The sequence below is a fragment of the Butyrivibrio sp. WCD3002 genome (assembly GCF_000424265.1).
Lineage (GTDB): Bacteria > Bacillota > Clostridia > Lachnospirales > Lachnospiraceae > Butyrivibrio.
This window is the reverse complement of the sequence record NZ_AUJO01000025.1, coordinates 25,753-51,688: the sequence shown is the minus strand read 5'-3', so window position 1 is coordinate 51,688 and position 25,936 is coordinate 25,753. Positions and strand designations below refer to the sequence as shown.

At 42.8% G+C, this 25,936-nt stretch carries 25 protein-coding genes; 22 read left to right on the top strand and 3 right to left on the bottom strand.

The features are described 5' to 3' along the window. The 9 genes from G608_RS21450 to G608_RS0115305 form a co-directional block, all read left to right on the top strand. Positions 1 to 1,068, top strand: a 1,068-nt coding sequence (locus tag G608_RS21450) for an RNA-guided endonuclease InsQ/TnpB family protein (RefSeq protein ID WP_081677455.1), incomplete at its 5' end; no start/stop codon positions are given. A 76-nt stretch (positions 1,069 to 1,144) separates the two neighbouring features. Beyond that, positions 1,145 to 1,834, top strand: coding sequence for an aspartate/glutamate racemase family protein (locus tag G608_RS0115340; protein WP_026496756.1), 690 nt, complete (start codon positions 1,145 to 1,147; stop codon positions 1,832 to 1,834). 48 nt (positions 1,835 to 1,882) lie between these two features. After that, on the top strand, positions 1,883 to 2,671 hold the full coding sequence (locus tag G608_RS0115335) for a class I SAM-dependent methyltransferase (RefSeq protein ID WP_026496755.1): 789 nt from the start codon (positions 1,883 to 1,885) through the stop codon (positions 2,669 to 2,671). A gap of 65 nt (positions 2,672 to 2,736) precedes the next feature. After that, the gene (locus tag G608_RS23350) at positions 2,737 to 2,883 is read left to right on the top strand and encodes a hypothetical protein (protein WP_155833306.1); all 147 of its coding nucleotides are present in this window, start codon (positions 2,737 to 2,739) and stop codon (positions 2,881 to 2,883) included. Between the two features lie 113 nt (positions 2,884 to 2,996). After that, entirely contained in the window at positions 2,997 to 4,718 is a 1,722-nt protein-coding gene (locus G608_RS0115325) for an SPOR domain-containing protein (RefSeq protein WP_026496754.1), read from the top strand. A 33-nt stretch (positions 4,719 to 4,751) separates the two neighbouring features. After that, on the top strand, positions 4,752 to 5,240 hold the full coding sequence (locus tag G608_RS0115320) for a GNAT family N-acetyltransferase (RefSeq protein WP_026496753.1): 489 nt from the start codon (positions 4,752 to 4,754) through the stop codon (positions 5,238 to 5,240). A 189-nt stretch (positions 5,241 to 5,429) separates the two neighbouring features. Beyond that, positions 5,430 to 5,894 (top strand): RNA polymerase sigma factor, encoded by a 465-nt coding sequence (locus G608_RS0115315; RefSeq protein WP_026496752.1) that lies wholly within the window; start codon positions 5,430 to 5,432, stop codon positions 5,892 to 5,894. A gap of 80 nt (positions 5,895 to 5,974) precedes the next feature. Then, entirely contained in the window at positions 5,975 to 7,204 is a 1,230-nt protein-coding gene (locus G608_RS0115310; protein ID WP_026496751.1) for a hypothetical protein, read from the top strand. Between the two features lie 412 nt (positions 7,205 to 7,616). Further along, entirely contained in the window at positions 7,617 to 8,879 is a 1,263-nt protein-coding gene (locus G608_RS0115305) for an MFS transporter (protein ID WP_026496750.1), read from the top strand. Positions 8,880 to 8,959: 80 nt separating this feature from the next. Here G608_RS0115305 and G608_RS0115300 read toward each other — a convergent pair whose 3' ends face one another. After that, on the bottom strand, positions 8,960 to 10,042 hold the full coding sequence (locus tag G608_RS0115300) for an alpha/beta hydrolase (protein WP_026496749.1): 1,083 nt from the start codon (positions 10,040 to 10,042) through the stop codon (positions 8,960 to 8,962). A gap of 284 nt (positions 10,043 to 10,326) precedes the next feature. Here G608_RS0115300 and G608_RS0115295 point away from each other — a divergent pair, with 284 nt between their 5' ends. The 10 genes from G608_RS0115295 (at position 10,327) to lgt (ending at position 20,042) form a co-directional block, all read left to right on the top strand. Next, positions 10,327 to 12,036, top strand: coding sequence for a hypothetical protein (locus G608_RS0115295; protein ID WP_026496748.1), 1,710 nt, complete (start codon positions 10,327 to 10,329; stop codon positions 12,034 to 12,036). Further along, on the top strand, positions 12,029 to 12,496 hold the full coding sequence (locus G608_RS23990; protein ID WP_242829411.1) for a hypothetical protein: 468 nt from the start codon (positions 12,029 to 12,031) through the stop codon (positions 12,494 to 12,496). Before G608_RS0115295 ends, G608_RS23990 begins: the two co-directional genes overlap by 8 nt. 68 nt (positions 12,497 to 12,564) lie before the next feature. Further along, positions 12,565 to 13,212, top strand: a complete 648-nt coding sequence (locus G608_RS0115285; protein ID WP_026496746.1) for an endonuclease III domain-containing protein — start codon at positions 12,565 to 12,567, stop codon at positions 13,210 to 13,212. Positions 13,213 to 13,230: 18 nt separating this feature from the next. Next, positions 13,231 to 14,004, top strand: coding sequence for a putative ABC transporter permease (locus G608_RS0115280; RefSeq protein ID WP_026496745.1), 774 nt, complete (start codon positions 13,231 to 13,233; stop codon positions 14,002 to 14,004). Between the two features lie 12 nt (positions 14,005 to 14,016). Further along, on the top strand, positions 14,017 to 15,195 hold the full coding sequence (locus G608_RS0115275; protein WP_026496744.1) for a GGDEF domain-containing protein: 1,179 nt from the start codon (positions 14,017 to 14,019) through the stop codon (positions 15,193 to 15,195). Further along, a complete protein-coding gene (locus G608_RS0115270) occupies positions 15,149 to 16,471 on the top strand; it encodes a M18 family aminopeptidase (RefSeq protein WP_442852232.1) in 1,323 nt (440 codons plus the stop codon). The genes G608_RS0115275 and G608_RS0115270 overlap by 47 nt, the downstream gene beginning before the upstream one ends. A 16-nt stretch (positions 16,472 to 16,487) precedes the next feature. Then, positions 16,488 to 17,909, top strand: a complete 1,422-nt coding sequence (locus G608_RS0115265; RefSeq protein ID WP_026496742.1) for an SseB family protein — start codon at positions 16,488 to 16,490, stop codon at positions 17,907 to 17,909. 93 nt (positions 17,910 to 18,002) lie between these two features. Further along, positions 18,003 to 18,890: a chemotaxis protein CheX gene (locus tag G608_RS0115260; protein ID WP_026496741.1), complete on the top strand. Its 888-nt coding sequence runs from the start codon at positions 18,003 to 18,005 to the stop codon at positions 18,888 to 18,890. An 11-nt stretch (positions 18,891 to 18,901) separates the two neighbouring features. Next, positions 18,902 to 19,264, top strand: coding sequence for a response regulator (locus tag G608_RS0115255; protein WP_026496740.1), 363 nt, complete (start codon positions 18,902 to 18,904; stop codon positions 19,262 to 19,264). Between the two features lie 13 nt (positions 19,265 to 19,277). After that, on the top strand, positions 19,278 to 20,042 hold the full coding sequence (gene lgt, locus G608_RS0115250; RefSeq protein ID WP_026496739.1) for a prolipoprotein diacylglyceryl transferase: 765 nt from the start codon (positions 19,278 to 19,280) through the stop codon (positions 20,040 to 20,042). Between the two features lie 85 nt (positions 20,043 to 20,127). Here the strand turns inward: lgt and ymfI are convergent, their stop codons facing one another. Continuing rightward, positions 20,128 to 20,877, bottom strand: coding sequence for an elongation factor P 5-aminopentanone reductase (gene ymfI, locus G608_RS0115245; protein ID WP_026496738.1), 750 nt, complete (start codon positions 20,875 to 20,877; stop codon positions 20,128 to 20,130). Between the two features lie 146 nt (positions 20,878 to 21,023). On the opposite strand from ymfI, the gene trxB reads away from it, so the two are divergent. Next, entirely contained in the window at positions 21,024 to 21,956 is a 933-nt protein-coding gene (gene trxB, locus G608_RS0115240) for a thioredoxin-disulfide reductase (RefSeq protein WP_026496737.1), read from the top strand. A 233-nt stretch (positions 21,957 to 22,189) separates the two neighbouring features. Beyond that, on the top strand, positions 22,190 to 23,494 hold the full coding sequence (locus G608_RS0115235; protein WP_026496736.1) for an NlpC/P60 family protein: 1,305 nt from the start codon (positions 22,190 to 22,192) through the stop codon (positions 23,492 to 23,494). A 184-nt stretch (positions 23,495 to 23,678) separates the two neighbouring features. Here G608_RS0115235 and hpf read toward each other — a convergent pair whose 3' ends face one another. Then, a complete protein-coding gene (gene hpf, locus G608_RS0115230) occupies positions 23,679 to 24,209 on the bottom strand; it encodes a ribosome hibernation-promoting factor, HPF/YfiA family (RefSeq protein ID WP_026496735.1) in 531 nt (176 codons plus the stop codon). A 479-nt stretch (positions 24,210 to 24,688) separates the two neighbouring features. On the opposite strand from hpf, the gene G608_RS0115225 reads away from it, so the two are divergent. Beyond that, entirely contained in the window at positions 24,689 to 25,864 is a 1,176-nt protein-coding gene (locus G608_RS0115225; RefSeq protein ID WP_026496734.1) for an acetyl-CoA C-acetyltransferase, read from the top strand. The last annotated feature ends 72 nt before the right edge of the window (positions 25,865 to 25,936 follow it).

The window sequence follows — 25,936 nt, the reverse complement described above, 5'->3', positions numbered from 1 at the left end:
AGGGATTACAAATCATTTTTTGAAGCAGTGAAGACATACGCCAAGACACCATCTGCATTTACGGGGCGTCCCCGTATGCCGGGTTATGTACGCCAGGGAAAATACAAGACTGCCATCCTTACGAATCAGATATGCAGGATAAAGGATGATTCCTATATACGTTTTCCCGGAACAACAGATACTTTAAAACTTGGCAGGGACTTTCCCCGGGGGAAACTTAAGGAAGTGCGGATAAAACCACATGGTAAGGACTTTGTGATGGATGTGGTGATCGATGTCTTAACAGTGGGTATAGAGCCTTTGGATGACAAGGATGTTCTCAGATCTCTTTCATCAAAAGATGACATTTCCGATATCAGGGTCATGTCGATAGATCCTGGTACGGACAATATAGCAGCCGTAGCGAACAACTTTGGAGCAGAACCGTTTGTGATAAAGGGCGGACTGATAAAGTCCGTAAACCAGTTCTACAACAAAGAAATGGGGCGGCTCTCATCATGTGCCATGAAGTGCAATAACAGATACCGCACCAGGAAAATGAGTATACTCACTGAAAAGCGCAACAGGCGCATAAAGGATGAGTTCCATAAGATAAGCAGACAGCTTGCAGACTATGCGAGGGATAATCATGTAGATGCAGTAGTGATGGGGCATAACGTATTCCAGAAACAGGAAGCGGGTATGGGGCATATCAGTAACCAGAATTTTGTGCAGATACCAATGCTGATATTTGCAGATATGCTTAGATATAAACTTGCTGAATACGGGATAAGGTTTGCGCTTACGGAAGAGAGCTATACATCCAAAGCGGATTTTCTTGCGATGGATGCAATCCCTGTGTATAAAAAGGGAAGTAATGCTGACTATGTTTTTTCCGGAAAAAGGATAAAACGTGGACTTTACAGGCACTACGATGGGACAATAACAAATGCAGACATAAACGGAGCTGCAAATATCTTAAGAAAAGTATTCCCAAAGGTAACCCAATGGGATAGGGGCATAGTGGACATGCCCTGTTCTTTGGGATGCACTAAGCATCCCAAAGGTTCATGCCGCTCTGCGGCATAACAGAAATCTCTTCCGACGCAGAGTCGGTGGAGGTAGTTCATTTGGTATGCTATAGCCAAAAAGGAGGAGTCACAACATGAAAACAATCGGACTTATCGGTGGAATGAGCTGGGAGAGCACAATCCCTTATTACAAGATTATCAACGAATATGTGGGAAAGGAGCTTGGCGGCCTTCATAACGCCAGAATCATCCTCTATAGCGTGGAGTTTGGTGAACTTGAGAAATACATGTCTGCAGGGGAGTGGAACAAAATCGAAAATGTACTTTCAGATGCTGCAGTAAAATTGCAGAATGCAGGAGCAGATGTAGTTCTTATCTGCACCAATACCATGCATAAGATGTTCCCTCAGATTCAGGATAAGCTAACTGTTCCTATGATTCACATTGCGGACGCAACAGGAGACGAGCTTGAAAGACATGGAAAACATAAGGTAGCCCTTTTGGGAACCAAATACACAATGACAGAGGACTTCTATAAATCAAGGCTCATCAAAAGAGGCTTTGAAGTTATAATTCCTGATGAGGACGATATCAAGATCGTTAACGACGTAATCTTTGATGAGCTCTGCTGCGGAATAGTTAAGGAGAGCTCAAGAGAAGCGTACTCCCGCATAATAACAAAGCTTAAGGACAAAGGCGCAGATTCAGTTATCCTTGGCTGCACAGAGATTGGAATCCTCATAAGGCAGGAAGATTCAGTGCTTCCGATTTTCGATACAACGGTTATTCATGCTGAGAGTGCAGCGAGATTTGCACTGAGTTAATGAAAAAAGGAAACGGATAGCAGCAGGTGGAAACGGAGGAGAAAGCACATGATTATACAGGACATTGATAAGGGCAAGGCTTTTGACTGGGGAAAAACCTCCAAGGATTACGCGAAATACAGGGATATTTATCCGCAGGAATTCTATGACTACGTTTTGAATATGGGTTTGTGCATAGACGGACAAAACGTGCTGGACATAGGAACCGGAACCGGTGTCCTTCCCAGAAACATGTATAGATACGGCGCGAAGTGGACAGGAACGGACATCGCTGAAAACCAGATTGAGCAGGCAAAAGAGCTTGCGAAAGAAAGCGGGATGGATATAGATTTCTTCACAGCAAAAGCGGAGGAAGTATCCTTTCCTGACAACACCTTCGATGTCATTACTGCATGTCAGTGCATTTGGTATTTTAACCACGACATAACCTCAGAAACCTTTGCAAAAATGCTTAAGCCCGAGGGCAACTTCCTCATCCTTTACATGGGCTGGCTTCCTTACGAGGACCCGGTTGCAGGGAAAAGCGAAGAAATCATTTTGAAGCACAATCCTGACTGGACAGCCTATGGTGACACAGTTCATCCCGTGTGGGTGCCGGATCAGTATCTGAAAAACTTTGAGCTGCTGTCACAGGAGGAGTTTCGCGTGGACATTCCTTTTTCAAGAGAGGGATGGCACGGACGAATGCGTGCCTGCAGAGGCGTAGGCGCTTCAATGTCACCTGAGCAGCTATCCGCGTGGGATAAGGAGCATATGGAGATGCTTTTGGAAAATGCGACAGAAAACTTCAGGGTGAAGCATTACATCTCTATCGCAAGGCTGCAGGTGAAAAAATAAAGATTTCCAAAGAAAATATGCGTCTTTAAAAATGTGGAGATAAATATGGCGAATTTAATTGTGGTATGTGGGCCTCAGGCAGTTGGAAAAATGGTGGGAATTTCTACTTCGTTGAGCTCAGCGCAGATCTGGAAACAAGACTTATGAGAAATGAAACGCCCTACAGAATGGAGAGGAAGGCTTCCAAGAAGGATGTGGAGTGTAGTAATTGAGGAGTGAGATTGAGATTTTTTGCGGCTATTATACATTTTTATCTTTACTTTTAACAGAGTATATCTGTTATAATCGAGGTGGAGTTTCTGGTATTTTTCGAGTAGGGGGATTAATGAAGAGAAAAGCATTATTGTCGTTTCTTGTGACGTCATTGATACTTGTGGCGGGATGCTCTAAGTCTGCATCTGATGCAGGGACTAAGGGTGATACCACTGCGCCTTCAAAGGTAGTGGAGGATACATCAGAGCAGGAGCCCTTGGCAGATAAGCCCCAGGAGGGTTCGCCGGATGATGAGACCGCATCTGAAGGTGAGAATGACGTTTTTTCAGATGATAAGCCGGAGAATTCGGGCGAGCCTGATGGTACAGCGCCGGATGTAAAGCTTTCTTTGGCTAAACGCCTTTGCGGAAAATACAGCTGTAAAAGCAGCAAAGGTGAATATTATATTCTTGATATCTATGAGTTTGCTGACAATCTCTATGCTCATGTGGGGATCTCTGAAGATGATGAGAATTCCGATTATCTTGGCGCGTATACTTTCTGGGGCGCCGAGCTTATTCCCGATGATAAGGCTGTTGCCAAAAATCAGAATGATGATGTTTTTACCTGTGATATTTTGGCCTTTTCCATTATGTCAAATATGGGTAAATATCAAAGTGCCCCGCAGCCCTGCAGGCTTATGCTCACTGATAAGGGAATAGATTTTACAGGTGCATTTTTCTCAGGGAGCGAGGAGACACTTCATTTTGAGCATGACAGCAGAGTTGAGGATGCTTTTCCATACATGTTCAATGAGTTTGCAGGCACAGGTAATCCTCCGGAGGCGATGGTTGGTTTTTGGAAGGAAAAGGATTCCGATAATCCTCTTTACGTAGAATATGGCGAGAGGGGAATGTTCAAGATTTACAGAGAGACTCCGGGCACCGAGGTGTTTTTTGCCGGCGGTGAGTATCATTTTATAGGTGATGATAAGCTTTGCGGAACATATAGCACCCTTGGAAGCGGCACCATGCCCATGGAGTATGAAGCTCAGTTTGCCATGACCGGTGATGATACCATAGAGCTTGATTTCATATATGATAATTCCCTTCTAAAGGATGGCGAAAGTCACATGGTTCTTGGAAAAATTGAAGAGGATGATGTACCCTTTGTAACCATCGATAAGGTAAGAGAAGTGCTTACCGATAACTACAATTACGATGCCTATGCGCTTCCGAGTGACTATTACGATGAGGGCTTTTATGGCGTATGGGTAGGCGCTTATGAGGATCTTGAGGAGGCAAAAGAGCTTGCTCAGAAAATAGAGGATCAGGGGGCTGTAGCAACTGTGGTTTTCTCACCTGAGTGGGAGAATCTGAATCCAAAGCCGTTTTACTGCGTAACCTACGATAGATTCGAGACGGAGTCCTCTGCGGAAGGCGCTCTTGTCAATGCAAAGACCTCGGGTTATGACGGCGCATACATCAAGTTTTCCGGAAAAAGAGTGATGCATCGCATTTACTATACGGTTTACTCCCATGATTCCATGAATTTTTCAGAGGATAAAGTCGTAATTAAGGATGTTGCCACCAGTTCACTTATGGGTGATGATGAAAAGAATATGGAGCTTATCATAGATAAGGATACGACCTTTGATTCCTCCTGTAATATGAGCTTTTTTGGAAATTATGAAGAGGGGCAGTCGGTGCTTGAGTGGTTCCATAAAAACGACGAGCTGGCAAAGACTGATTTTGACAGTTATTCCGGCGGCGGCCCTGCGCTTTTGGGAGTATTCGATGTGGCCATAACAGGGGATCATGTAGATCGGTTTTACGGAAGCTATTGGTGGGATTAGTTTTTTATTAGTTTAAATTAAGGGGATAAAAATTTGGTACGTTTACTTGAAGATAAAGATGAAAAGCGAAGAGTAGTAAGAAAGATTCTCGAAGCGCTTCCTGATTGGTTCGGAATTGAGGAATCAAGGGAGCAATACATTAGAGAGAGCGCAGACCAGATTATGCTGGTGGCAGAGGATGAGGGCAGACCTGAAGTCGCAGGCGAAAAAGACAGTAAGGCAGTCGGCTTTTTATGCCTTAAGCAGACAGGTAATGCTACCGTTGAGCTGGCGGTTATGGGAGTTCTTGTTGAATATCACAGAAAGGGTATTGGCCGGGAGCTTTTTAAGGAGGCAAAGCGCATTGCACAGGAGAAGGGGTATTCCTTCATGCAGGTAAAAACTGTTGAGATGGGGCATTACGATGACTATGATGCTACCAACAGATTTTATATAAGCCTTGGTTTTCAGGAGTTTGAGGTGTTTCCTCTTTTGTGGGATGAGGCTAATCCCTGCCAGATATATGTGATGTCTCTGAAATGATAGAAGCATTTTTTTGATGCAAAAATCGTTTATATGTAACGAGAGAAAAGCATGCGTATTGCCTTTATATATGGCGGTACGCATTTTTTATACAAAAAATTAAAAAATTTCCAACATTTTTGATGACTCATCCGTTATATATACAGAAGCGCTTAAATGGTATACTTAGCACGGGGAGCAGAGACTTAAATGTACCGGGACATAACAGAATTATATGAACAACTGAATGCAGAATTATTATCCTGGTGCAGTGCCATGACAGGTGACAGATACGAAGCACAGGAGCTGGTGCAGGAAGGGTTCCTAAGGGCAATCGATCATTTTGAGACTCTGGAATCTCTTGATTTTTTCAAGAAAAGAGCCTGGATGTATCAGACCATCAAGCACCTTTTCATAGATGATTTACGGAAAAAGAAGAGGGAAGACCTATCTGATGAAATGCCTGATTTTGGAGAGCTGCGGTGCGAGTATACGGAGGCAGAATGGATGCAACTTATTAACTCCCTTCCCAAGGATGAGGGCAAGGTTTTTGTTTTGCGATATCTTGAAGATTTTACCTCGGGGCAGATAGGAGAGATGCTTGGGATGCCGGCAGGGACTGTCAGAAGTAAGCTTCATGATGCGAAAATGCACCTTAGAGAACTGCTTAAATAAGCGCTGTTCTAAGAAATGACAGCAATGAAAATATTTTAATGGATTTATGAACTTAAATAAAAAGAAAAGGGGATTAGGGTATGCGACTTAAGATTAACTGCGATGTATGCGACACGAGAAAAGTTAACGAAGACAACTACAAGGAGTATGAGGAAATCATAATATCCGCAGACAAGGTAATTGTGGATGAGAGAAGTAAGCAGATTCTCAGCAAACTTCCCTTCAATATCAAGGCTGACGAGATCAGAAGCGATGAGGAGGACAGGCCTCAGAAGGATGTTCAGAACGTAAACGGAGTGTATGAGATCGGCCCGGAGACTGTGGTTAAGGAGGGAACGTTCCTGAATGTAAACGGCTTTCTTAAGATCATGCCCGGCTGCGAAGAGATATTAAACAAGTACGAAAAGATAAGCATTAACGGCGTTATCCTGTGTCCTAAGAGTATTACAGGAAAACTCCCCATGCACAGTATCACCCTTAACGGCATGGTAAAGGGATATCCTGATGATTATGTGATGCTCGATAACAAGTATAAGCTTGATAAGTATTTCCCTATGAGAGCAGCAGAGAACAGTGGATATTTTGCATCCACCTGCATATTTGATGTTGATGCTGAGACGGATTTTGGCAAGCTTGCTGAAAAGAACGTGAAGTTTTACACGGACAAGGTGTACATAAGGAAAAGCCATCTCGAAAAGGCTCTGCAGCTCATCAACATCGAGGCAAAGATAGTTGAAATACCTGATGAGTGCAGGATTATGAACAGTGATGATTTCCATCTTGATGATGCCCTTATTTCATCTGTGGGAAACAATATATATGTTTCAGGAGATGTGACAATTAAGAAGGAAAGCCTTCCTGCTCTTGAAAAGCTTACAGCTCTTGCTGTGGACGGTACAGTGAAGATCGATAGATCCTGCCTGGAGAAATTCAATCAGCTCAATGTGAACTGCGCAAAGGTAGTCGTTCTTGACGGCTTTGTGATTGAAGACAGAGCCATGGTGTCACTGGACAGGGAGATGCTTGAGAACCATCCTGAAGGCGTGGTGCTGAGGGACTGTGCCCTTGTAAGTATCGGTGATGATATACCTACAGAGCTTATCCGCGAGAGGCTTAAGATAAGGGATTGTGCAAAGGTAACCTGCGCTGATCAGCAAAAATCAGTAATATCAGAGGTTTCACAGGATGTTGCTTTTATAGGGCCCTGGGGCGTAATGGGTGTGTTTGGTTCGATTTTCGGAAGACCCGGCTCCGATTCATCAGATGCCAGCGACACCAAATATATCAATGCCGATTTTTATGAACTGTAAAACGAGGGTTTTTACAGAATGATTTTCAAAAGCTTAGGCAAAAAATGGTTGACGTAATTTAGTTAGGATGTTAAAACTAAATAGTGGTTTTTAAAAAAGCGGAGGTTAAGGAGATGACCAGGATTTGATATTGATTCTAATGCATATTGACAGCCATATTGGCTAAGCTGCGTTACGTTATTTCGTAAGGCCTGTTTTGTTATCCATGAACAGGAAGTCTTATGAAAAGATGAATCATATCAATCTAGAGCATTTTCGGTAAACATATTTTATATTTATGTGTTGCCTCTTTATATGCTGTGCCGGTAGAATAGTTCTTGTATTTGTGGCATTAATAGATTATTTGTTCCGTCTGCGTAACGCAGGCGGAATTTTTGTTTTACAAGATTTAATGACAACTTAGGAGGACATCATGGAAAAAGTAAAAGAAACTAAAAACCCCTTATGGACAAGGGATTTTACAATAATAACGCTGGGCAGCGTGGTATCAATGTTTGGCAACAGCATGGCAGGCTTTGCAATGAGCCTCATGGTTCTTGACTACACGGGATCCACTATGATGTATGCCATTTACCTTATGACCTACACTGTGCCGCAGCTAATAATGCCTATTATTTCAGGGGCAATCCTTGATAGATTTTCAAGGAAAAAGATGATATATACACTGGATTATTTCATGGGGGCGCTGTACCTGCTTGTTGGTATATTTGTGCTTGGCGGATGGTTTAGTTTTCCGCTGTTTGCGCTATTTTCACTTACAATCGGAACGGTTTCAAGCATCTATATGGTTGCCTATGACAGCTTTTATCCTCTTCTTATAACTGAGGGTAATTATTCAAAGGCCTATTCCATAGCGAGTGTACTTGAGACCATGTCCATGTTCATGATCCCGGTGGCAACCTTCCTTTACAATATGTTTGGAATGGCACCGCTTATGATCTTTGATTCGGTGTGTTTTGTGGTCGCTGCGACTCTTGAAACAAGAATCGGTGCGGAAGAGAAGTACATTGAGAAACAGAAAAAGAGCATTGAAGGCGAGAACATGGGCAAGATATCAAGGATGCTCCTGGATATCAAAGAGGGCTTTAAGTATCTCTTTTCGGAAAAAGGACTTCTTGCAATCGCTGTGTATTTCCTTTTCAGTACCATGGCAGGAGGTGCTGCAAACGTAATTTGTCTGCCATATTATAAGAGCAATTATCAAAACGGTGAGTATCTGTTTCAGCTTGTGTTTGGAACTGCCTTCTTGGGAAGGGCTCTTGGCGGAATGTTTCATTACAGGAAAAAGATTCCGGTTAAATACAAGTACTATCTGGCAATAGGCGTGTACATAATTATCGGACTGTTTGAAGGATTGTATCTGTATGTTCCGATTCCGCTTGCGATGCTTATGTCGCTTATAGTGGGAGTTGGCGGTGTGACCAGTTACACCATCAGAATATCGGCTACTCAGAGCTATGTTCCCGATGAGAAAAAGGGAAGATTTAACGGAGCCTTTCAGGTGCTAAGTACGTCAGGCTCACTTATTGCAGAGCTTCTTGCGGGAGTTATGACACTGTACCTTGATCAGAGAGCGGTACTGCTTGTGTTTGAAATGGTAAGTGTTGTTGCCGCCATCGTTATAATCGGTGGCAGCAGCAAACACGTAAAAAAGATATACAACCGAGCTTCATAAACCCATACTACCTGGCGAGGTATTTTCGAGCCTGGTAGTATGGAGTTGTTCCGGCGAGCGAAGGCGAGAGCGGAACTTCGTTATTTATTTTCGCTATCGTGCTTAAAGGCGATCTGAGCGAAATTGTAAAAGCCCTGATACCAGATGTGGAAGTCGTGTCCGCCGGACATTTCCTGCCACATGAAGTTCTCGCCGTCAGTGAATTTATCGCTGAGGGCGGGAAGGGTTTTTGCAGCTGCCGATGCGCTGGAGTAAGCAACCTTATCCTGAAGACCGCAGATGTTGTAGAAGTAGTAGATATCATATTCACTGTTTTCTAAAATGCTGGCGGTTTTTGATGCAATGTTACTTGTGGGAGCAGCGGAAAAAGCACCAAAGTATCCAAAAAGATCTGTGCATTCATCAAGACCGATATTGATGGTCTGCATACCGCCCATGGACAGACCTGCAATAGCTCTGTGTGCTCTTGTGGCAGCCATGTCGTAGCCGCCTTCCTGATAGTCGGCGTAGGTGCTGTAGTGGGATTCCATGTATGGAATCAGATCGTTTCGAAGCTCCTGGCCAAAGAGGTAGAAGGCATCAATCATGGAGCTGTCCTTTTTGTACTCGGCTCCTGCTCTGCCGTTGGGTGTTACAACGATGAAGCCGTCGATGTCACCGTAGTATGCAAGATTATCCATTATTGTCTTTACACGAGATGTGTTCTTGTTCATTCCCCATTCATCTTCATCACCGCCGATACCGTGAAGAAGGTAGAGAACGTTGTATTTTTTATCCTCGCTGTAATCTGCAGGAAGGTACACATTTGCTTCCTTTGTAATCTCGCTGCCATCACCGGCATAATCGTGGGCTGTGTAGGATATGCGCTCGATTGTACCGGCTCCTTCGGTTCGAAGGTTGGTGTACTTTGGAGGAACGTGCTCACTTATTTCAGCGGTTGGACCTTCATCGCCAGCTTTATCTTCGGAAGCGGTTTCTTCAGCCTCAGTGGCTTCCTCCTGATAAGAGGTTTCCTCAGCGATTGCATCCTCAATGGAGCCTGCAGGCTCACCCTGATTTTCTTCTGCGGCCACATCTGTTGTTTCAGTATTTTTTGCTGCGCTGCCGCAGGCTGTAAGTAATGCTGTCATCATAATAATTCCCCATAATGCTTTTCTTCTCATATTTTTCTCCGGTTTGTAAAAATAAATTCACCGAGGATAGCATAAAAGCTACGCCCATCGGCTTTTTAAATTATGGAATTATTTCTATCTGCAGACTAATCAATAATTGCGGTAATAATAACAAAAATAGCTTTTAAGGACTGCGGCATAAACAAAGAAGTTTACAGGAAATTGGAAATACATTTTAAGGTTTGCCGGAGAGGCTTTTCAGGTTGCTTTTAACTGTAAAAAAGGCTAAAATTAAAGTGTTGAAATAGGACTTTTTTGTTACGAGGGTTTTAATTTTGATTAGAAGTAAGTCTTTTATAAAGAAAGCGATAATAGCTGCCACATTATCGGCTACTTTGATCAGTGGAAATATTGCATTTAATCTTCCTGCGCAGACTGTTCGTGCAGAGGCTGAAGAAGCTGCCGGTGATATTGAAGAAGTAGGAACTCCTGAAATGGAGGCGGTTAATGCAGAGGATGAGAGCAGTCCTTTGGTAGAAGAGGATATATCTGCCGAGGGAACAGAGGCAGCAGGTGATGCTGATGAAGTGCCTGAAGCTGATGCTTCTCAGATAGTAGGTGAAACCGATGCTCCTACAGATGAGGAAGAGGTGCAGGCAGGCGATAGCGATACAGTTCCAAGTGAAGAGGCTGTGCCGGCAGAGGGAGCCACTCCTTCAGATGAAGAGAATCCTGCAGATGCTGAATCTAATGAGGATAGCCAGGATCCTGCAGTTAAGAATGAAGCTACTGATAACACTGATGATGGTCAGAATACTACTGATGATGGCACTGTTCCTGCAGCTGATGCACCGGAACAGGGTGGCGGCGAAGGAAACGGAGAGGGTGCAGGTGAAGCTACTACTGAAAAGCCTACACTGACACTTAGATCCAAAAGCCTTGCCAAGGTTTATGACGGTAAAGCTCTTGTGAACGGAGATGAACCCCTTGAAGTAGAGGAGGGATGGCTTCCCGGTGATGGTGCTGATTATAATTTTACTGAAAGCATAACCACAGGCCATGCATTTAATTCCTTCGAGATTATTCCATGGGAAGGCACCGACTTAAATGACTACAATGTCGATCTTAGCTTTGGTGATCTCACTGTTATTAAGAGAGAAGGGGATCTTAAATATATCCTTACTGTAACAGGTGTAAGCGGCGAGACTAAGTATAATGGAAGCGATCAGACTCTGAGCGGCTTTATAGTAAACGGAAGAAGCTATTCGGAGTTTAGAATAGAAGCAAGCGGTGATCCAAATGAGAACATAGAGTTTTCGATCGGCGAAGCGACATTTACGGTTAGCGGCATAAGTGCTTCCGTCACTGCTAAGGATGCCGGGACACATTTCCTAAATATATCGGGAGCGCCTGTTGTTCGGGATGCATCCGGAGCTGATGTTACCGATGAATTCAGTTTTGAATATTTTGCGGGAAAGCTTACGATAAATCCCAGAGAAGTAATACTTAAGTCAGCAAGTGATAAAAAGAAATATGACGGCAAGGTTTTAGAGAATCATGAGGTTACGGTTTCTGGTGACGGCTTTGTCGACGGCGAAGGTGTTACATATAAATTTACCGGAAAGCAGAAGGAAGTCGGTGAGAGCTTTAACTATTTCACCTATGTTATGAACGATGGTACTCTTGAGAGCAACTACGATATAACAGTGGTTCCCGGTAAGCTTAAGGTAAAAGAGGCTGATAAGAAGCCTGATGAGAACAACACAGGATCGGACAGCCAGGATAATGAGTCCGGAAGTGATTCCGGTAGCTCAGGCCAGGCCGCAGCAAAATCAGACACTGCAACAAAGCCTGCAGAAGGCGATGGTCAAAACGGTGAAGTACTTGGCGCAAGAAGAGCGGATGAGATAGTTAAAGAAGTACTTGGAGCGAGAAACAGTGCTACTGATGATATGTCAGATAGCTTGTATGGAAGAGTTTTGGTAATGGCAGCATGCATTATGCTGACTACAATAATATGGGGAAAAATGAAAAAACATGAGTGATTCAGAAGCTAGAATTTATGGCAAAAATCTTGTATGCGTTTGTATCAACAAGGCTGAGAATAATGATATCCAGGGCGAAATGTGGACTCCATACGAGGAGGAGGCAATCAACTTTGGAAGTGCATACGAGCTGATAATGGAGATGGATGATCTTTATGATCATTGGGATTTCCCTCAGAGGACCACATCTTACAGAACCTTTGGCAAAAAGGATAAGACCAAGGATTATCACAATCCGAATTCCATCAGAAAGAGAGAGCCAATCAGAACTCTTAAGTCATTCAGAGGTGAGAAGGCAACTTTTTTGGTGCATGTGAAGTTTAGACAGAATACTTCATGGCAGGGGCAGGTCCTTTGGGCTGAGAGAAAAAAGAAAGTGCATTTCCGCAGTGTTCTTGAACTGCTTAAACTTGTAGGAACTGCACTTGAGCAGGGCGATCAGGAAGAGATTGCTGAGTAAAGATGACAGGGTCCGAAGAGTGTGGGTTCATGCTCTTCGGATTTTCTAAGTAGTAATTTAAGAATGATATGACTAAAAAACAACTGGCACTTGAAGTAATTGAATTACTGAAAAAAGAATATCCGGATGCAAAGTGTACTCTTGATTACAAGGATGCATGGCAGCTTCTTGTAAGTGTGAGGCTTGCAGCACAGTGTACAGATGCAAGAGTAGATCAGACAACGCCCCTTCTTTACGCGAAGTTTCCATCCGTAAAAGCTCTGGCAGAGGCAGAGGTTTCTGAAATTGAAGAGATTATAAGACCCTGCGGACTTGGTAATTCCAAAGCCAGGGATATCTCCGCGTGCATGAAGATGTTGCAGGAAAAATATGACGGAAACGTTCCTGATAACATGGAGGAGCTGCTGGAGCTGCCCGGAGTAGGCAGAAAAAGTGCGAATCTGATAATGGGCGATGTTTTTGGAAAACCTGCGATAGTTACGGATACACATTGCATTAGATTATGTAATCTTATAGGTCTTGTGGATGATATTAAGGAGCCTGCAAAGGTTGAGAAGGCTCTTTGGAAGATCATTCCTGCAGAGGAAGGAAACATGCTTTGCCACAGGTTTGTGACTCATGGCAGGGCAGTTTGTGTTGCCAGAAGACCAAAATGCGCAGAGTGCTGCCTTAAGGAGGTATGCAAATTCGGAAAAAAGAATTTATCTATAAAATAACCTGGAGATTTATGAAAGATGCTTGTCAGTAAGCTTTTTATAGAATTTGTGGTGTTCAGCTTTATAGGCTGGGTATACGAGTGTACATATTGTACCGTTAAGGAGGGACATTGGTCCAACAGAGGCTTTTTATTCGGACCTATCTGTCCTATCTACGGAACAGGCACGGTACTTACGCTGATCATATTTGGATATGTTCCGTTTTTCAGCAGAATGTCTGTCAATGAGATACCTATATGGCAGATTTTCCTTATCTGTTCTGTGGGAAGTATATTTTTGGAGTACGGTACATCCTATTTTCTGGAAAAGAGATTTCATGCGGTGTGGTGGGATTATAATGACATGCCGCTTAACATAAACGGAAGAGTATGCGTTCCGGCTACACTGGGTTTTGGCGTAGCAGGCATACTTGTTACAAGATTTGTTCTGCCTTTTTCCTTTAAATTTTGTGAGACTGTTAATCCTTATGTTGCGGAGGTCATTGCACTTTTTCTAATGGCTTATCTCGCGGCGGATATAGTGCTCACTGTCTCAAGCCTGTATCATCTGCTTGCTATGGTTGAAAAGACCATGGGCGGCTTTGATGAGAGAATGGAGGGGGCTGTTCAGATAGCAAGGGAAAAGGTTAATACCACAGCAGAGATGCTGGATTTTAGACAGAAGTATCAGCTTAAAAGTATTAAAAATTTTAGATTCAAAAGACCTGTATTACGAAGCGGAAAACTTATTAACACAAAGGTAATGCTTGAAGCTTTTAAAGCGCTTCAGGATAAGATTAAGACCGGTAAGTAATAGGAGATACTTATGGTAGTTGAAGGTTGGGTAGTACTAAATTTCTTTTGTGGTCTACTCCTTGTGCTGTTACTTGTTTTTCAGCGCAGTACATCCAGAATCACAACAGGTAAAAGGTATTCGGCAATTCTTATCATGACGCTGGTTTTGCTGGCTTCCGAAACTGTCGGAAGAATAGGTGAAGCTCATCCTGATAACCTGTTATTCCTTGCCCAAATTGGATATTTCATGATCTTTTTACTGGATCCTGTTGATATTCTTTTTGCGCTTACTTATATTGACTGCTGGATGGACAAGGAAAAGCGGTTTGGCAGAAACGTGTTTTCTTATTGCTTTCAAGCTTTTGCCTTCGTAAACATAGCAATGGTAACCATATCTGAGGTCCTTGATTTAAAGCTTTTCTATTACTTTGAGGATGGCTTGTATTACAGAGGCCCTTACTTCATGGTGAGAGCGGTTTTGATGATGATATTCATTATGCTGCTCACGGTGTATGTACTGATATTTCGTAAAAATATCTATAAGGAATATCGGAATGCGATACTTATGCTGCCGATACTTTCCTTTGTAGGTGCGGTGCTTCAGATTTTCCTTGCAAATATGGATATGACCTATGCGGGAATTTCAGTTGGATGTCTGATCCTGTTTTTCTCCCTTCAGAGCAGGGATATTAACGTGGATTATCTGACAGGTGTGCTTAACAGGCGTGGTCTTGATATCAGGCTTGAAGAAAAGGTTAAGCAGAGCATTTCAAACGGAAACAGATTTTCGGCAATAATGATGGATGTGGATCATTTTAAGGAGATAAACGATCATTACGGACATCGGGCCGGTGATGATACAATTCGTGATGTGGCTTGTATTTTGGTTGATATTTTCGGAGTAAGATCTCATATAGGAAGATTTGGCGGTGATGAGTTTTGCATAGTCACGGGCATGACGGAAAAGGAAGAGCTTGAAGCGAAAATTGATTTGGTTCACAAGGCTATAAAGCGTGATATAAAGGAGAAAAACGGATGGCCTGAGATGATAGATGTAAGCTGTGGATACAGTATTTACGATCCTGACAGGGCACTGTCTGCCCAGGAGTTTCAGGAGAATATAGATAAGCTGATGTATGAGGAAAAACAGAGGCATCATCTAAATGATAGAAGAAAGACGGAGAGAAATGACAATGAAGGCACAGATTAAAGGATTAGCAGATTTTATAGAGGGGAGTCCTACAGCTTTTCATGCTGTATTAAAGATAAAGGAAAGGCTTCTTTCCGAGGGCTTTACAGAGCTCTCTGAGAAGGAGGTATGGAAGCTCAAAAAGGGCGGAAAGTACTTTGTTACAAGAAATGATTCATCAATCATTTCCTTTAAAATTCCCACAGCTGATTACAGGGGATTTTCAATTATAGCTAGTCACAGCGATTCACCTGCTTTTAAGATTAAGGAAAATCCAGAGATTGAGGCAGCAGGCGCCTATGTGACACTCAATGTGGAGAAATACGGCGGAATGTTGTGCGCTCCATGGTTTGACAGACCGCTGTCAGTTGCCGGAAGGCTTATGGTCAAAAAGGGCGGCAAGGGTATCGGCGTCACAAGCAAGCTTGTAGATATTGACAGAGATCTAGTGATGATACCGTCACTTGCAATTCATATGAATCGCGAAGCAAACGATGGATATAAATACAATGTCCAGAAGGATCTTCTTCCTATATTTAGTGATGAAGCAGGTAAGGACGGATTTATGAAGCTTGTTGCAAAGGCAGCAGGTGTAAAGGAAAGCGACATCGTAAGCCATGATCTTTTTCTGTATAACCGCGTAAAGCCCACAGTATGGGGTGCCGCTAATGAGTATTTTTCCGCGGGAAGACTTGATGACCTTGAGTGCGGATATGGTTCACTTCAGGGATTTATCGCTGCGACAAATAAGAAAAATGTCAGCATGCATGTTGTTTTTGATAATGAAGAGGTTGGAAGCACAACCAAACAGGGTGCTGCATCAACCTTTTTAAAGGATACACTTGAAAGGATAAGCGAAAGCTTTGGAAGAAGCAGAAGTGAGTACCTTGTATCACTTTCTGAGAGCTTTATGGTTTCTGCGGATAACGCCCATGCGGTTCATCCCAACTACACAGAGAAGGCTGATCCTGTGAACAGACCTAAGATGAACGGCGGAATAGTGATCAAGTACAATGCTAATCAGAAGTACACCACGGATGCTGTTTCGGCAGCTGTATGCAAGCTGGTTTGCGATAAAGCGAAGGTCCCCTATCAGACCTTTACCAACAGATCTGATGTGGCAGGGGGATCAACTCTTGGAAATATTTCAGGAACACAGGTTGCTGTAAATACAGTGGATATCGGAATGGCACAGCTTGCCATGCATTCACCCTATGAGACTGCAGGGGTTAAGGATGTGGATTACCTTATAGATTTTTCAAAGGCATTCTATGAGGCAGAATTAAGTATTGATTAAGAGGAGACAGGTTTAAATGGGATTATTTGATTTTTTGGGTGGAAAGAAAAAGAGAGAAGAAGAGGAGGCACTTCTTCTTGAACAGCAGGAGCGTGAGAGAAAGGAGCAGGAAAAGGCTGAGCTTAAGGAACTACATATGGAGCTTGGATGGCCGGTTCCTTCTAAGATAAATCCTGTAAGAGTTGCAGGTAAGGAGGATACTATATTGGGCGATCCCCTTACAGAGGACCGTAAGGAAGAGATAGGTGAGAAGCTTTATGAGGATGAGATCAGTGTAGATTCTCTTCGTTTCTTATCACTTCAGGAGCTTCTGTTTTTGATAACAGCTCAGGAGCTTTTTCAGAAAAAAGCTGCACTTCCCGGCTTTGAAGCAAATCACAGGAAGATTTATAACGAGATACTTGGTAGGGTTCGTGACGCCAAGATGCTCTATGTTTTATACGATCAGCTTACAGGATATCCTTTTATAGATCATGGATATATCAATATTTATCTTGATCAGGATCACGCAGAGGCAGCGGTAAAGGTATTCGAGACTCAGTACAGAAGGCTTGCTGCACGTCCCTGCAAGGCTGACAACGAGGCACAGTCAGCTAAGGACAGAAGAAGCTATTTTGATTATCTGTATTATCTTGGCATCGAGAATTTCATTGTTGATAACGGATATTACAGAGCACATTTCAGAAGAAATGAGATTGTTGCTGCACCGGGAGACTGGGGCGGTACAACAGATAACTCACCGAAGAATCCGGCTCTTGTTTTTTCAATCCTTGATTTTCTTGGAGAGGCAAGATGGCCCGTTAAGTATGAAAAGAGAAACGAGATTCTTGCCATAAAGGAAATGCGTATGGCACAGGCAGCGCAGGCTGCAACCTATATTGTACCCATGGTACATGAGGGACCTGTGGACATCATGGAGGATGGCAGATTTAAGTTTACAAAGGATACAAAGATTCGTTTCCCTGAGATAAAGAGTAAGGATGATAAGCATTTCCTTCCTGTTTTCACAGACGGAATGGAATTTACAAAGATGTTTGCCAATTCTGAATTTAAGGGTGCGGTATTTACCTTCCCGGATATTCTTAAGTTCGTAGGTGAGAAGGATGGAATTATCATTAATCCCGGCGGACAAAAGATAATGATTCCCAGAGATCGAATGCTGGCACTTCAGATGGCTGCACAGCAGGCTGCAATTTCCAAGCAGGCAGGCAAAAAGCCGGCTAAGAAAAAGCTCACTGAGACAGAGGCTGCCATTCAGTCAGCAATGAAGGGTAAGGGAATAGCTGCCAAGGCTGATGCAGGTGATAAGGACAGCTTTGTGGAGCTTACAGAGGATTCCCCCATGACTGATATTCCGGCAGATAATGATGGCGATATCGAACTTATGGAAGGCGGAGCAGAAGGCGATACAGCGTCTGAATTCGCGCCTGAGGATTAATTGATTGCAGGTAATTTAATCTTGTTAAGGGTGTATTTATGAAGTAGAATTAATATAATTTCAGTGCTATGCACAAGGGATATGGAGGGGGTTATGTTTGATCGAATCATGGGACGATACCTTGTCAGCAAGGGTAGATTGTCCAAGGACCAGTTATCAGTCGTGTATCAGATTCAGGAATCAAAGAGAGCTAAACTTGGTGTAATAGCAGTTACCGAAAAGCTTATGACAGTTGCGCAGGCAGAAGAAATCAATGCCCTTCAGGCTACTATGGATAAGCGCTTTGGTGATCTTGCTATCGAGAGAGGATATCTTTCCAATATTCAGGTTGGCAGACTTCTTTCTCTTCAGGGTGACGAGTTTTTGACGTTTACCTCAGCCATTGTTGAGAGAGGTTATTTATCTCTTGAAGATATGAATCAGATGATCGCAGATTATCAGCAGGATAAGGAACTTACCGACAGCCAGATGGAGTCATTAAAGCGCGGAGATCTCGATGCTATTGTTCCTATTTTCCTTGATAAGCTGGAACCCGAATATGTATCACTTTTTAAATACGGCATCAAGAATATGTACAGACTTGTGGATGCGCATATTTGCATTGATAAGGCCTGCGAAATGCATAATCTTAAGCAGGAATGTGTAAGCTATCAGCAGTTTAGAGGTGATATCAGAGCAACCGTTGCTCTTGCCGGAACGGAATCAGCTATTCAGAAAATGGCTAAGTGCTACACAAGAGAGGAGTTCATTGAAACTCAGGAGGATGCACTGGATGCAATGTGCGAGCTTATTAACTGTATCAATGGCCTTTACGCAACTGATAAGAGTAAGCAGGGCTTAAAGATCGAGCTTGAGCCGCCGACATTCATCACTAGATTTTCTGAGCTGTCCGGTGAAGATATGCATGTTATTCCTATTTACAGCGGCGAAGAGGTAGTTTATTTTATCGTGTCTGTAAACAGTGACGTTGATATTAAGTGAGGGGACTGAAAATGGCAAAAATATTGATGGTAGATGATTCGAGAACATCACGCAGAGTTTTAAAGGACATGCTGGAGAGGCATGGACACGAAGTTGTAGGTGAGGCTACAAACGGGCAGGAAGCCTTTGACAGCTATATTAAGTTAAATCCTGACATCGTTACTATGGACATCACAATGCCTGTTATGGATGGAATAGAGGGACTTAAGCTTATACACAGATCTTACCCCGATGCAAAGGTTGTTATGATAACCGCCGCGGGGCAGAATGAAAAGATCAAGGAAGCTGTCGAGAACGGCGCGGCTGAGTTTGTTACAAAGCCTCTGGATGAAAAGGTCGTTATCGAGGCCATTGAGAAAGTTTTAAACCGATAAGAAATGGGGATTTATGTTCAATGATATTCATATCGGCCCTGTGACATTTCATATGTACGGGCTGATGATAGCTGTAGGTTTTTTAAGCGCACTTATGATTGTGCTAAGGAGAGGAAAAAAGCGGGGACTTTCAGAAGATACTATTTATGGAATTTTCTATTGTGCTGTAATCGGAGGCCTGCTTGGATGCAGGCTTCTGTTTTATATAGTAGAAATACCGCAGATAATTAAGGATCCTTCTATTTTATGGGACTTTAAAAACGGATATGTTGTGTATGGCGGAATTATCGGCGGAATACTGACCAGCATGCTTTATGTGAGGCTAAAGAGGAAAGAGAAGTATTTTCCTTATTTTGATATGGTAATGCCTGCTGTTGCCATAGCTCAGGGCTTTGGAAGAATCGGATGCTTTTGCGCAGGCTGCTGCTATGGAGCCCAGACAGATTCATGGTTCCATATAGTATTTACGCATTCTCAGTTTGCGCCCAACAATGTGCCGCTTATTCCTACGCAGCTTATGTCGTCTGCAGGAGATTTTTTGATCGGTTTCTTCCTTATATATTATTCAGGAAAAAATAAGGTTCCGGGAAGAAGCGCAGCAATGTATCTGATCCTGTATGGAATAGGAAGATTTATCGTTGAATTTTTCAGAGCAGACCACAGAGGAAGTCTTGGAGTGTTCTCTACCTCTCAGATTATTTCCTTTGGTATTGTGGCCATAGGTGCTTTGCTCTATGTAGTAACAACCAAACATGGGGAAGAGGAAGCGCTTTTGTGATTGCTAAGAAGGCAATGCTTTAGGATTTTGACGTGAAATAAAAAAGGGTGATGCCCTTAGGTTTTAACAATAATAGACGGAGGCTTTAGATCCAGCCTCCGTCTATTGTTATAATCTGACCTGTCAGATATTTAGGTGACTCTGCAAGCTTAACCGCAAAGTCTGCGACTTCTTCCGGCTCGCATATTCTGTCAGCAGGAATGTCAGCTGCAATTTCTGAGATTTCTTCCTTTGATAAGTGGGAAGAATTCATTTCTGTATTGACCATGCCGCAGGCGATGGCGTTTACCGGGATGCCACTTGGAGCAAGCTCCTTAGCAAGCCCCTTTGTAAAGGAATTGACAGCGCCCTTTGATGCCGAGTAGGCTACCTCACAGGAAGCACCGACGTTACCCCATACCGATGAAATATTGATGATTCGGCCATATCCGTTTCTTAGCATAAGCGGGACGGTTTTTTTACAGGTATAGAAAAGAGAGTCGAGATTTACAGCCATAAGCTCATGCCATTCATCGGCGGACATATCAGTAAGGAGACCGTAGTGGGCTATACCTGCATTATTAATAAGTATGCCGGGGGTAAGACATTCTTTTTCAATAGCCATAAACAATTCATTTACAGAGGCTTCGTCACCTACATTGCAGGCAAAGGCTTTTACTGTTATCTTATATTCCCTTTCAAGCTCGCTTGCGAAGTCCTTTAGCTCACTTATATGTTTTTTGCAGCATAAGATCAGTGAGTATCCGTTTTTAGCAAAGGCTTTTGCGATAGCCCTTCCGATTCCTCTGGAAGCTCCTGTTATCAAAACATAGGTTTTTTCAGAATCTGTCTGCATTTAACCCTACCTCCGAAATAATTTATAATTATTTAATTTATCATACCACAAAAAACTCTTTACATTTTATTAGGAAAGAAGTATATTGATTACAACAAATTGTACACAATCTAATTTTAGATATATATTTCTAAGGAGGAAATAATATGCGTGATTTGATTATTATCGGTTCAGGCCCTGCAGGCTTATCTGCAGCTGTTTATGCAAAGAGAGCAGGACTTGATGTTCTTGTTATCGAGAAAGACCCTGTCAGCGGCGGACAGATACTTATTACATATGAGGTAGATAATTATCTCGGACTTCCCGGAATTAACGGCTTTGACATGGGAATGAAGTTTAGGGAGCACGCTGATAAGCTTGGCGCAGAATTCGCTGAGGGCACAGTTACGGCTATTGAGACAGTGGATCCCGGAAGCGATACTAAGGCACCTACTTTTAAGGTTGTAACAGATAACGGCGAGTATGAGACAAAGACCATTATTCTTGCAACAGGAGCTTCACACAACAAGCTTGGAATCAAGGGTGAGGAAGAGTTCACCGGTAAGGGTGTTTCCTACTGTGCGACCTGCGACGGAGCATTTTTCAGAGATAAGGTTGCTGTTGTAAACGGTGGTGGCGATGTTGCCGTTGAGGATGCTATTTTCCTTGCAAGGGGCTGCAGCAAGGTTTATCTGGTTCACAGAAGAAATGAGCTCCGTGCTGCAAAGATTCTTCAGGATGAGCTTTTATCTCTTCCTAATGTAGAGGTTGTATGGGACAGCGTTGTGGAAGAGGTCAAGGGTGATGCCAAGGTTTCTTCCATAACCGTTAAAAATGTTAAGACAGATGAAAAAAAAGAGATAGAAACCGATGCACTTTTCGTAGCAATCGGAATACATCCTCTTACAGAGGCATTTACCGGACTTGCCGATATGGATGAGACCGGATATATCATCGCAGGAGAGGATGGAGCCACATCTACACCCGGAATTTTTGTTGCAGGTGATTCCAGAAAGAAGAGACTTCGCCAGATTGTTACCGCTGTAGCTGATGGAGCAAATGCTGTTACGGCTGTTCAGGATTTTTTGGTAGGCAAGTGATTTTATAGACACATTTATTCGTAAAAAAGAATAAGGAAACTGATAAAAAATAGCCAGTGTTCGCAAAAACACTGGCTTTTAATATGATGTAATAGAATGCACAATTGTGAAAAATACGATGTTTATGCGGTGTCAATTTGCTGCCGAAAGCCCCAAAAGGTTGACAAGATTTAATTAAAGGGGTATATTGTAAAAGATGTAACAAAATTGTAACAATTATTTGGAGGTCCATTTTGCGAAAGACTAAAATGCAGCTTGTGGCAATGGGGGTTGCTGCTGCTTTAACAGTTGGAGGAACTGGAATAGATGTATCTGCTTCATCATCGAAGGTAACAAGCGTATTACCTTCAGCCGGAATCAGCTACGCACTTCAGACTCAGGATTCTGTTTCACTTTCTAATTTACAGAGTGATTCTGAAAGTACTGATGTAGCTGAGAATGATAGCGCAGATATTACAGAGACTACACCACTTGCATCTACACTTCAGGAGAATATTCTTAATGATATTCAGAAGGCTACCGGTGCAAATATTTCTATAGCAGATTATGACGAAGCTAATGAAGAGATGCTTCAATCTATGACTGATGAGGAGAAAGAGGAAGAGCGTTTTAAGACTCTTGTTATTGCTCAGGTTAATGATTATGTAAATGTAAGAGATAACCCGAGTGAAGAGGACGGCGAGATCATCGGTAAGCTTTACGATGATTCTGTTGGTACCTTTGAGGAAGAGACTGACGGATGGTATAAGATCAAATCCGGTACAGTAGAAGGTTATGTTAAGGCAGAGTATTGCGTAACAGGTGAGGATGCAGTTGAGCTTGCCAAGGAAGTTGGTAAGAGAATTGCTACAGTTAATACTACAACACTTAAAGTAAGAAGTGGCCCCAGTACTGATGATGAAGTGCTAGGACTTGTTCCTATTGAAGATGAACTTGTCGTAACCGAAGAGTTAGAGGAATGGGTTAAGGTAAGTATCGAGGAAGGTGAAGGATACGTATCAAGGGAATATGTAGAACTTTCTACAGAATTCGTTGAGGCTGAGTCCAAGGCAGAAGAGGAAGCTCGTCTTAAGAAAGAAGAAGAGGCTCGTCTTGCAGCTCTTGCTCAGGCTAAGAAGGGTACAAAGAATTCATCTGATAAATCCGGTTCTAAGAGCTATAATTCAGCCGGAAGCTATACCACACAGTCAAGTTCCATCGGTTCTGCTGTTGCATCCTTTGCAACTCAGTTTGTTGGTAACCCTTATGTCTATGGTGGTTCCAGTCTTACAAACGGAACAGACTGTTCCGGATTCGTAATGAGTGTATATGCTAACTTTGGTGTTAGCCTTCCTCATTCAAGTGGTGCTGACAGAAGCGTTGGTGCAGCGGTTGACGGACTTGCAAATGCACAGCCCGGTGATATCGTATGCTACTCCGGTCACGTTGGTATTTACATCGGTGGCGGACAGATTGTGCATGCTTCCACAGCTAAGACAGGTATTAAGATTTCAGACGCAGGCTACAGACAGGTACTTGCAGTAAGAAGAATCTTCTAACCTGCGAGCCAGGCAATCAAGAAATTTAAAGCCATGGGAATGTTTACATTCCCATGGCTTTTTAATTTCTTGATTATTCGGCGAACAGCCGAAACGAGGAAATGCGTAAGCATTTTCGAGTCTGGCCGTCAGGGATATAAAAATGAGGAAATGCATTTGCATTTCCTCACCTTATCGTTAATTCCTATTCTTCGGGTTCAATCAAACCGTATGTATTACCCTTTCTCTTATAAACTACGTTTGGCTGATCGGTATCAGCATTGATGAATACGAAGAAGTTATGTCCCAGAAGCTCCATCTGAATTGCGGCATCTTCAACATACATCGGCTTAAGATCAAACTTCTTATAACGCTCAATCTTGATCTCTTCATCATCGTCGAGATCGTTCTCAATGTACTCTTTTTTGAAGTTGCTTATTTCTGTCTGGTGCTTGTCCACAAGCTTACTTCTGTACTTTTTGAGCTGACGTTCTATTATCTCTTCCACGAGATCAATAGATACATACATGTCGCTGCTTACCTGCTCGGATCTGATAATCTTACCTTTTACGGGAATGGTTACCTCTATTTTGTGGCGATCCTTATCAGCTGTAAGAGTTACGTTGACGTTAGTCTCCGGAGTAAAATACTTTTCGAGCTTGCCGATTTTTTCTTCTACTGCGGATTTAAGTCCGGGTGTTACATCAATGTTTTTTCCAATAATCGTAAAATTCATGCAATCATCCCCTTTGCCCATATATTTTTATAAACAAATTATATCATTTTCTGACAGCTATAATCAAATATAAGAGTTAAGTTTAGAAATCTTTCATAGATTAGCGAGTTTTCGTGCAAAATTAACAAAAAATATGTTCGTGTTTTGTTGTATAAAAACATATTCTGTTGGTGGATAATTGTGGGTAATGTGGATAACTTCGTGTATAAGTCGGAAAATAGGCATTTTTGATTTTGAAATTGTGGATAACTTTTTTAAAATTCCTTTGAAAGTGTAAATTTTTTGTGTTGACTTTTGAATTTATGTGCATCTATGACAGCTTTATGAAAATTTAATAAAAAAATAGTATATTATCTGTGCTTTTTCTTGCGCACAAAATTCTCAACATGCTATAATATATTCGTTGTGACAAAAAAATAACAAGCAACAAAACTATAATAAAATAGCGGACTTAAAGTCCCGAAACGGAGGTATCATCTATGGCACAAAAGGTAGTTTTAGCAGGTGCTTGCAGAACTGCAATCGGTAAGATGGGCGGCGCTCTTTCAAACACACCGGCAGCAGATCTTGGTTCAATTGTTATCAAGGAAGCTCTTAACAGAGCAGGAGTTAAACCGGAGCAGGTTGACGAGGTTCTTATGGGATGTGTTATCCAGGCTGGTCTTGGACAGAACGTAGCTCGTCAGGCTTCTATCAAAGCAGGTCTTCCTGTTGAGGTACCGGCTGTTACTATCAACGTTGTTTGCGGTTCAGGTCTTAACTGCGTAAACATGGCTGCTGAGAAGATTTTATCTGGTAGTGCTGACATCGTAGTTGCAGGTGGTATGGAGAACATGTCAATGGCTCCTTTCGCACTTGACAAGGCACGTTTCGGTTATCGTATGAATAATGGTGTATTAAAGGATTGTATGGTAAACGATGCTCTTTGGGATGCATTCAACGATTACCACATGATCAAGACTGCTGATAACGTAGCAGAGCAGTGGAAGCTCACAAGAGAAGAGCTTGATGAGTTTGCACTTAAGAGCCAGCAGAAGACTGAGGCAGCTCAGAATGCTGGTAAGTTCAAGGATGAGATCGTTCCTGTTCCTGTAAAGGTTAAGAAGGAAACAGTTATGTTTGACACAGACGAGGGTCCTCGTCCCGGTTCTACAATCGAAGGTCTTGCAAAGCTTCGTCCTATCAACGCTGACGGCGTAACAACAGCTGGTAACGCATCAGGTATCAATGACGGTGCTGCAGCTATCGTTGTTATGAGCGAAGAGAAGGCTAAGGAGCTCGGCGTTACACCTATGGCTACATGGGTATGCGGTGCTCTTGGCGGTGTTGATCCTTCTATCATGGGTGTTGGCCCTGTTGCAGCTACAAAGAAGGTTCTTGATCGTACAGGCCTCAAGATTGAGGATTTCGATATCTACGAAGCAAACGAAGCTTTCGCAGCTCAGTCAGTAGCTGTTGGTAAGGAGCTTGGCTTCGATCTTGCAAAACTTAATGTAAACGGTGGTGCAATCGCACTTGGACACCCTGTAGGAGCTTCAGGATGCCGTATTCTTGTTACACTGCTTCACGAGATGCAGAGATCTGACAAGAAGCGTGGTCTTGCTACTCTTTGCATCGGCGGTGGCATGGGTTGCGCAACTATCGTTGAAAGGTAATTACCTGAAAAGACGATAGTCTGATGGCAGAACTACCAATTAAATAAATTAAGCGCTGTGGTTCGCCGCAGC

Bases quoted from the DNA above. Each gene is read 5' to 3' on its own strand.
- G608_RS0115340 (WP_026496756.1), top strand. From the start codon at position 1,145: ATGAAAACAATCGGACTTATCGGTGGAATGAGCTGGGAGAGCACAATC.
- G608_RS0115335 (WP_026496755.1), top strand. From the start codon at position 1,883: ATGATTATACAGGACATTGATAAGGGCAAGGCTTTTGACTGGGGAAAA.
- G608_RS23350 (WP_155833306.1), top strand. From the start codon at position 2,737: ATGTGGGCCTCAGGCAGTTGGAAAAATGGTGGGAATTTCTACTTCGTT.
- G608_RS0115325 (WP_026496754.1), top strand. From the start codon at position 2,997: ATGAAGAGAAAAGCATTATTGTCGTTTCTTGTGACGTCATTGATACTT.
- G608_RS0115315 (WP_026496752.1), top strand. From the start codon at position 5,430: ATGTACCGGGACATAACAGAATTATATGAACAACTGAATGCAGAATTA.
- G608_RS0115310 (WP_026496751.1), top strand. From the start codon at position 5,975: ATGCGACTTAAGATTAACTGCGATGTATGCGACACGAGAAAAGTTAAC.
- G608_RS0115305 (WP_026496750.1), top strand. From the start codon at position 7,617: ATGGAAAAAGTAAAAGAAACTAAAAACCCCTTATGGACAAGGGATTTT.
- G608_RS0115300 (WP_026496749.1), bottom strand. From the start codon at position 10,042: ATGAGAAGAAAAGCATTATGGGGAATTATTATGATGACAGCATTACTT.
- G608_RS23990 (WP_242829411.1), top strand. From the start codon at position 12,029: ATGAGTGATTCAGAAGCTAGAATTTATGGCAAAAATCTTGTATGCGTT.
- G608_RS0115285 (WP_026496746.1), top strand. From the start codon at position 12,565: ATGACTAAAAAACAACTGGCACTTGAAGTAATTGAATTACTGAAAAAA.
- G608_RS0115280 (WP_026496745.1), top strand. From the start codon at position 13,231: ATGCTTGTCAGTAAGCTTTTTATAGAATTTGTGGTGTTCAGCTTTATA.
- G608_RS0115275 (WP_026496744.1), top strand. From the start codon at position 14,017: ATGGTAGTTGAAGGTTGGGTAGTACTAAATTTCTTTTGTGGTCTACTC.
- G608_RS0115270 (WP_442852232.1), top strand. From the start codon at position 15,149: ATGATAGAAGAAAGACGGAGAGAAATGACAATGAAGGCACAGATTAAA.
- G608_RS0115265 (WP_026496742.1), top strand. From the start codon at position 16,488: ATGGGATTATTTGATTTTTTGGGTGGAAAGAAAAAGAGAGAAGAAGAG.
- G608_RS0115260 (WP_026496741.1), top strand. From the start codon at position 18,003: ATGTTTGATCGAATCATGGGACGATACCTTGTCAGCAAGGGTAGATTG.
- G608_RS0115255 (WP_026496740.1), top strand. From the start codon at position 18,902: ATGGCAAAAATATTGATGGTAGATGATTCGAGAACATCACGCAGAGTT.
- lgt (WP_026496739.1), top strand. From the start codon at position 19,278: ATGTTCAATGATATTCATATCGGCCCTGTGACATTTCATATGTACGGG.
- ymfI (WP_026496738.1), bottom strand. From the start codon at position 20,877: ATGCAGACAGATTCTGAAAAAACCTATGTTTTGATAACAGGAGCTTCC.
- trxB (WP_026496737.1), top strand. From the start codon at position 21,024: ATGCGTGATTTGATTATTATCGGTTCAGGCCCTGCAGGCTTATCTGCA.
- hpf (WP_026496735.1), bottom strand. From the start codon at position 24,209: ATGAATTTTACGATTATTGGAAAAAACATTGATGTAACACCCGGACTT.
- G608_RS0115225 (WP_026496734.1), top strand. From the start codon at position 24,689: ATGGCACAAAAGGTAGTTTTAGCAGGTGCTTGCAGAACTGCAATCGGT.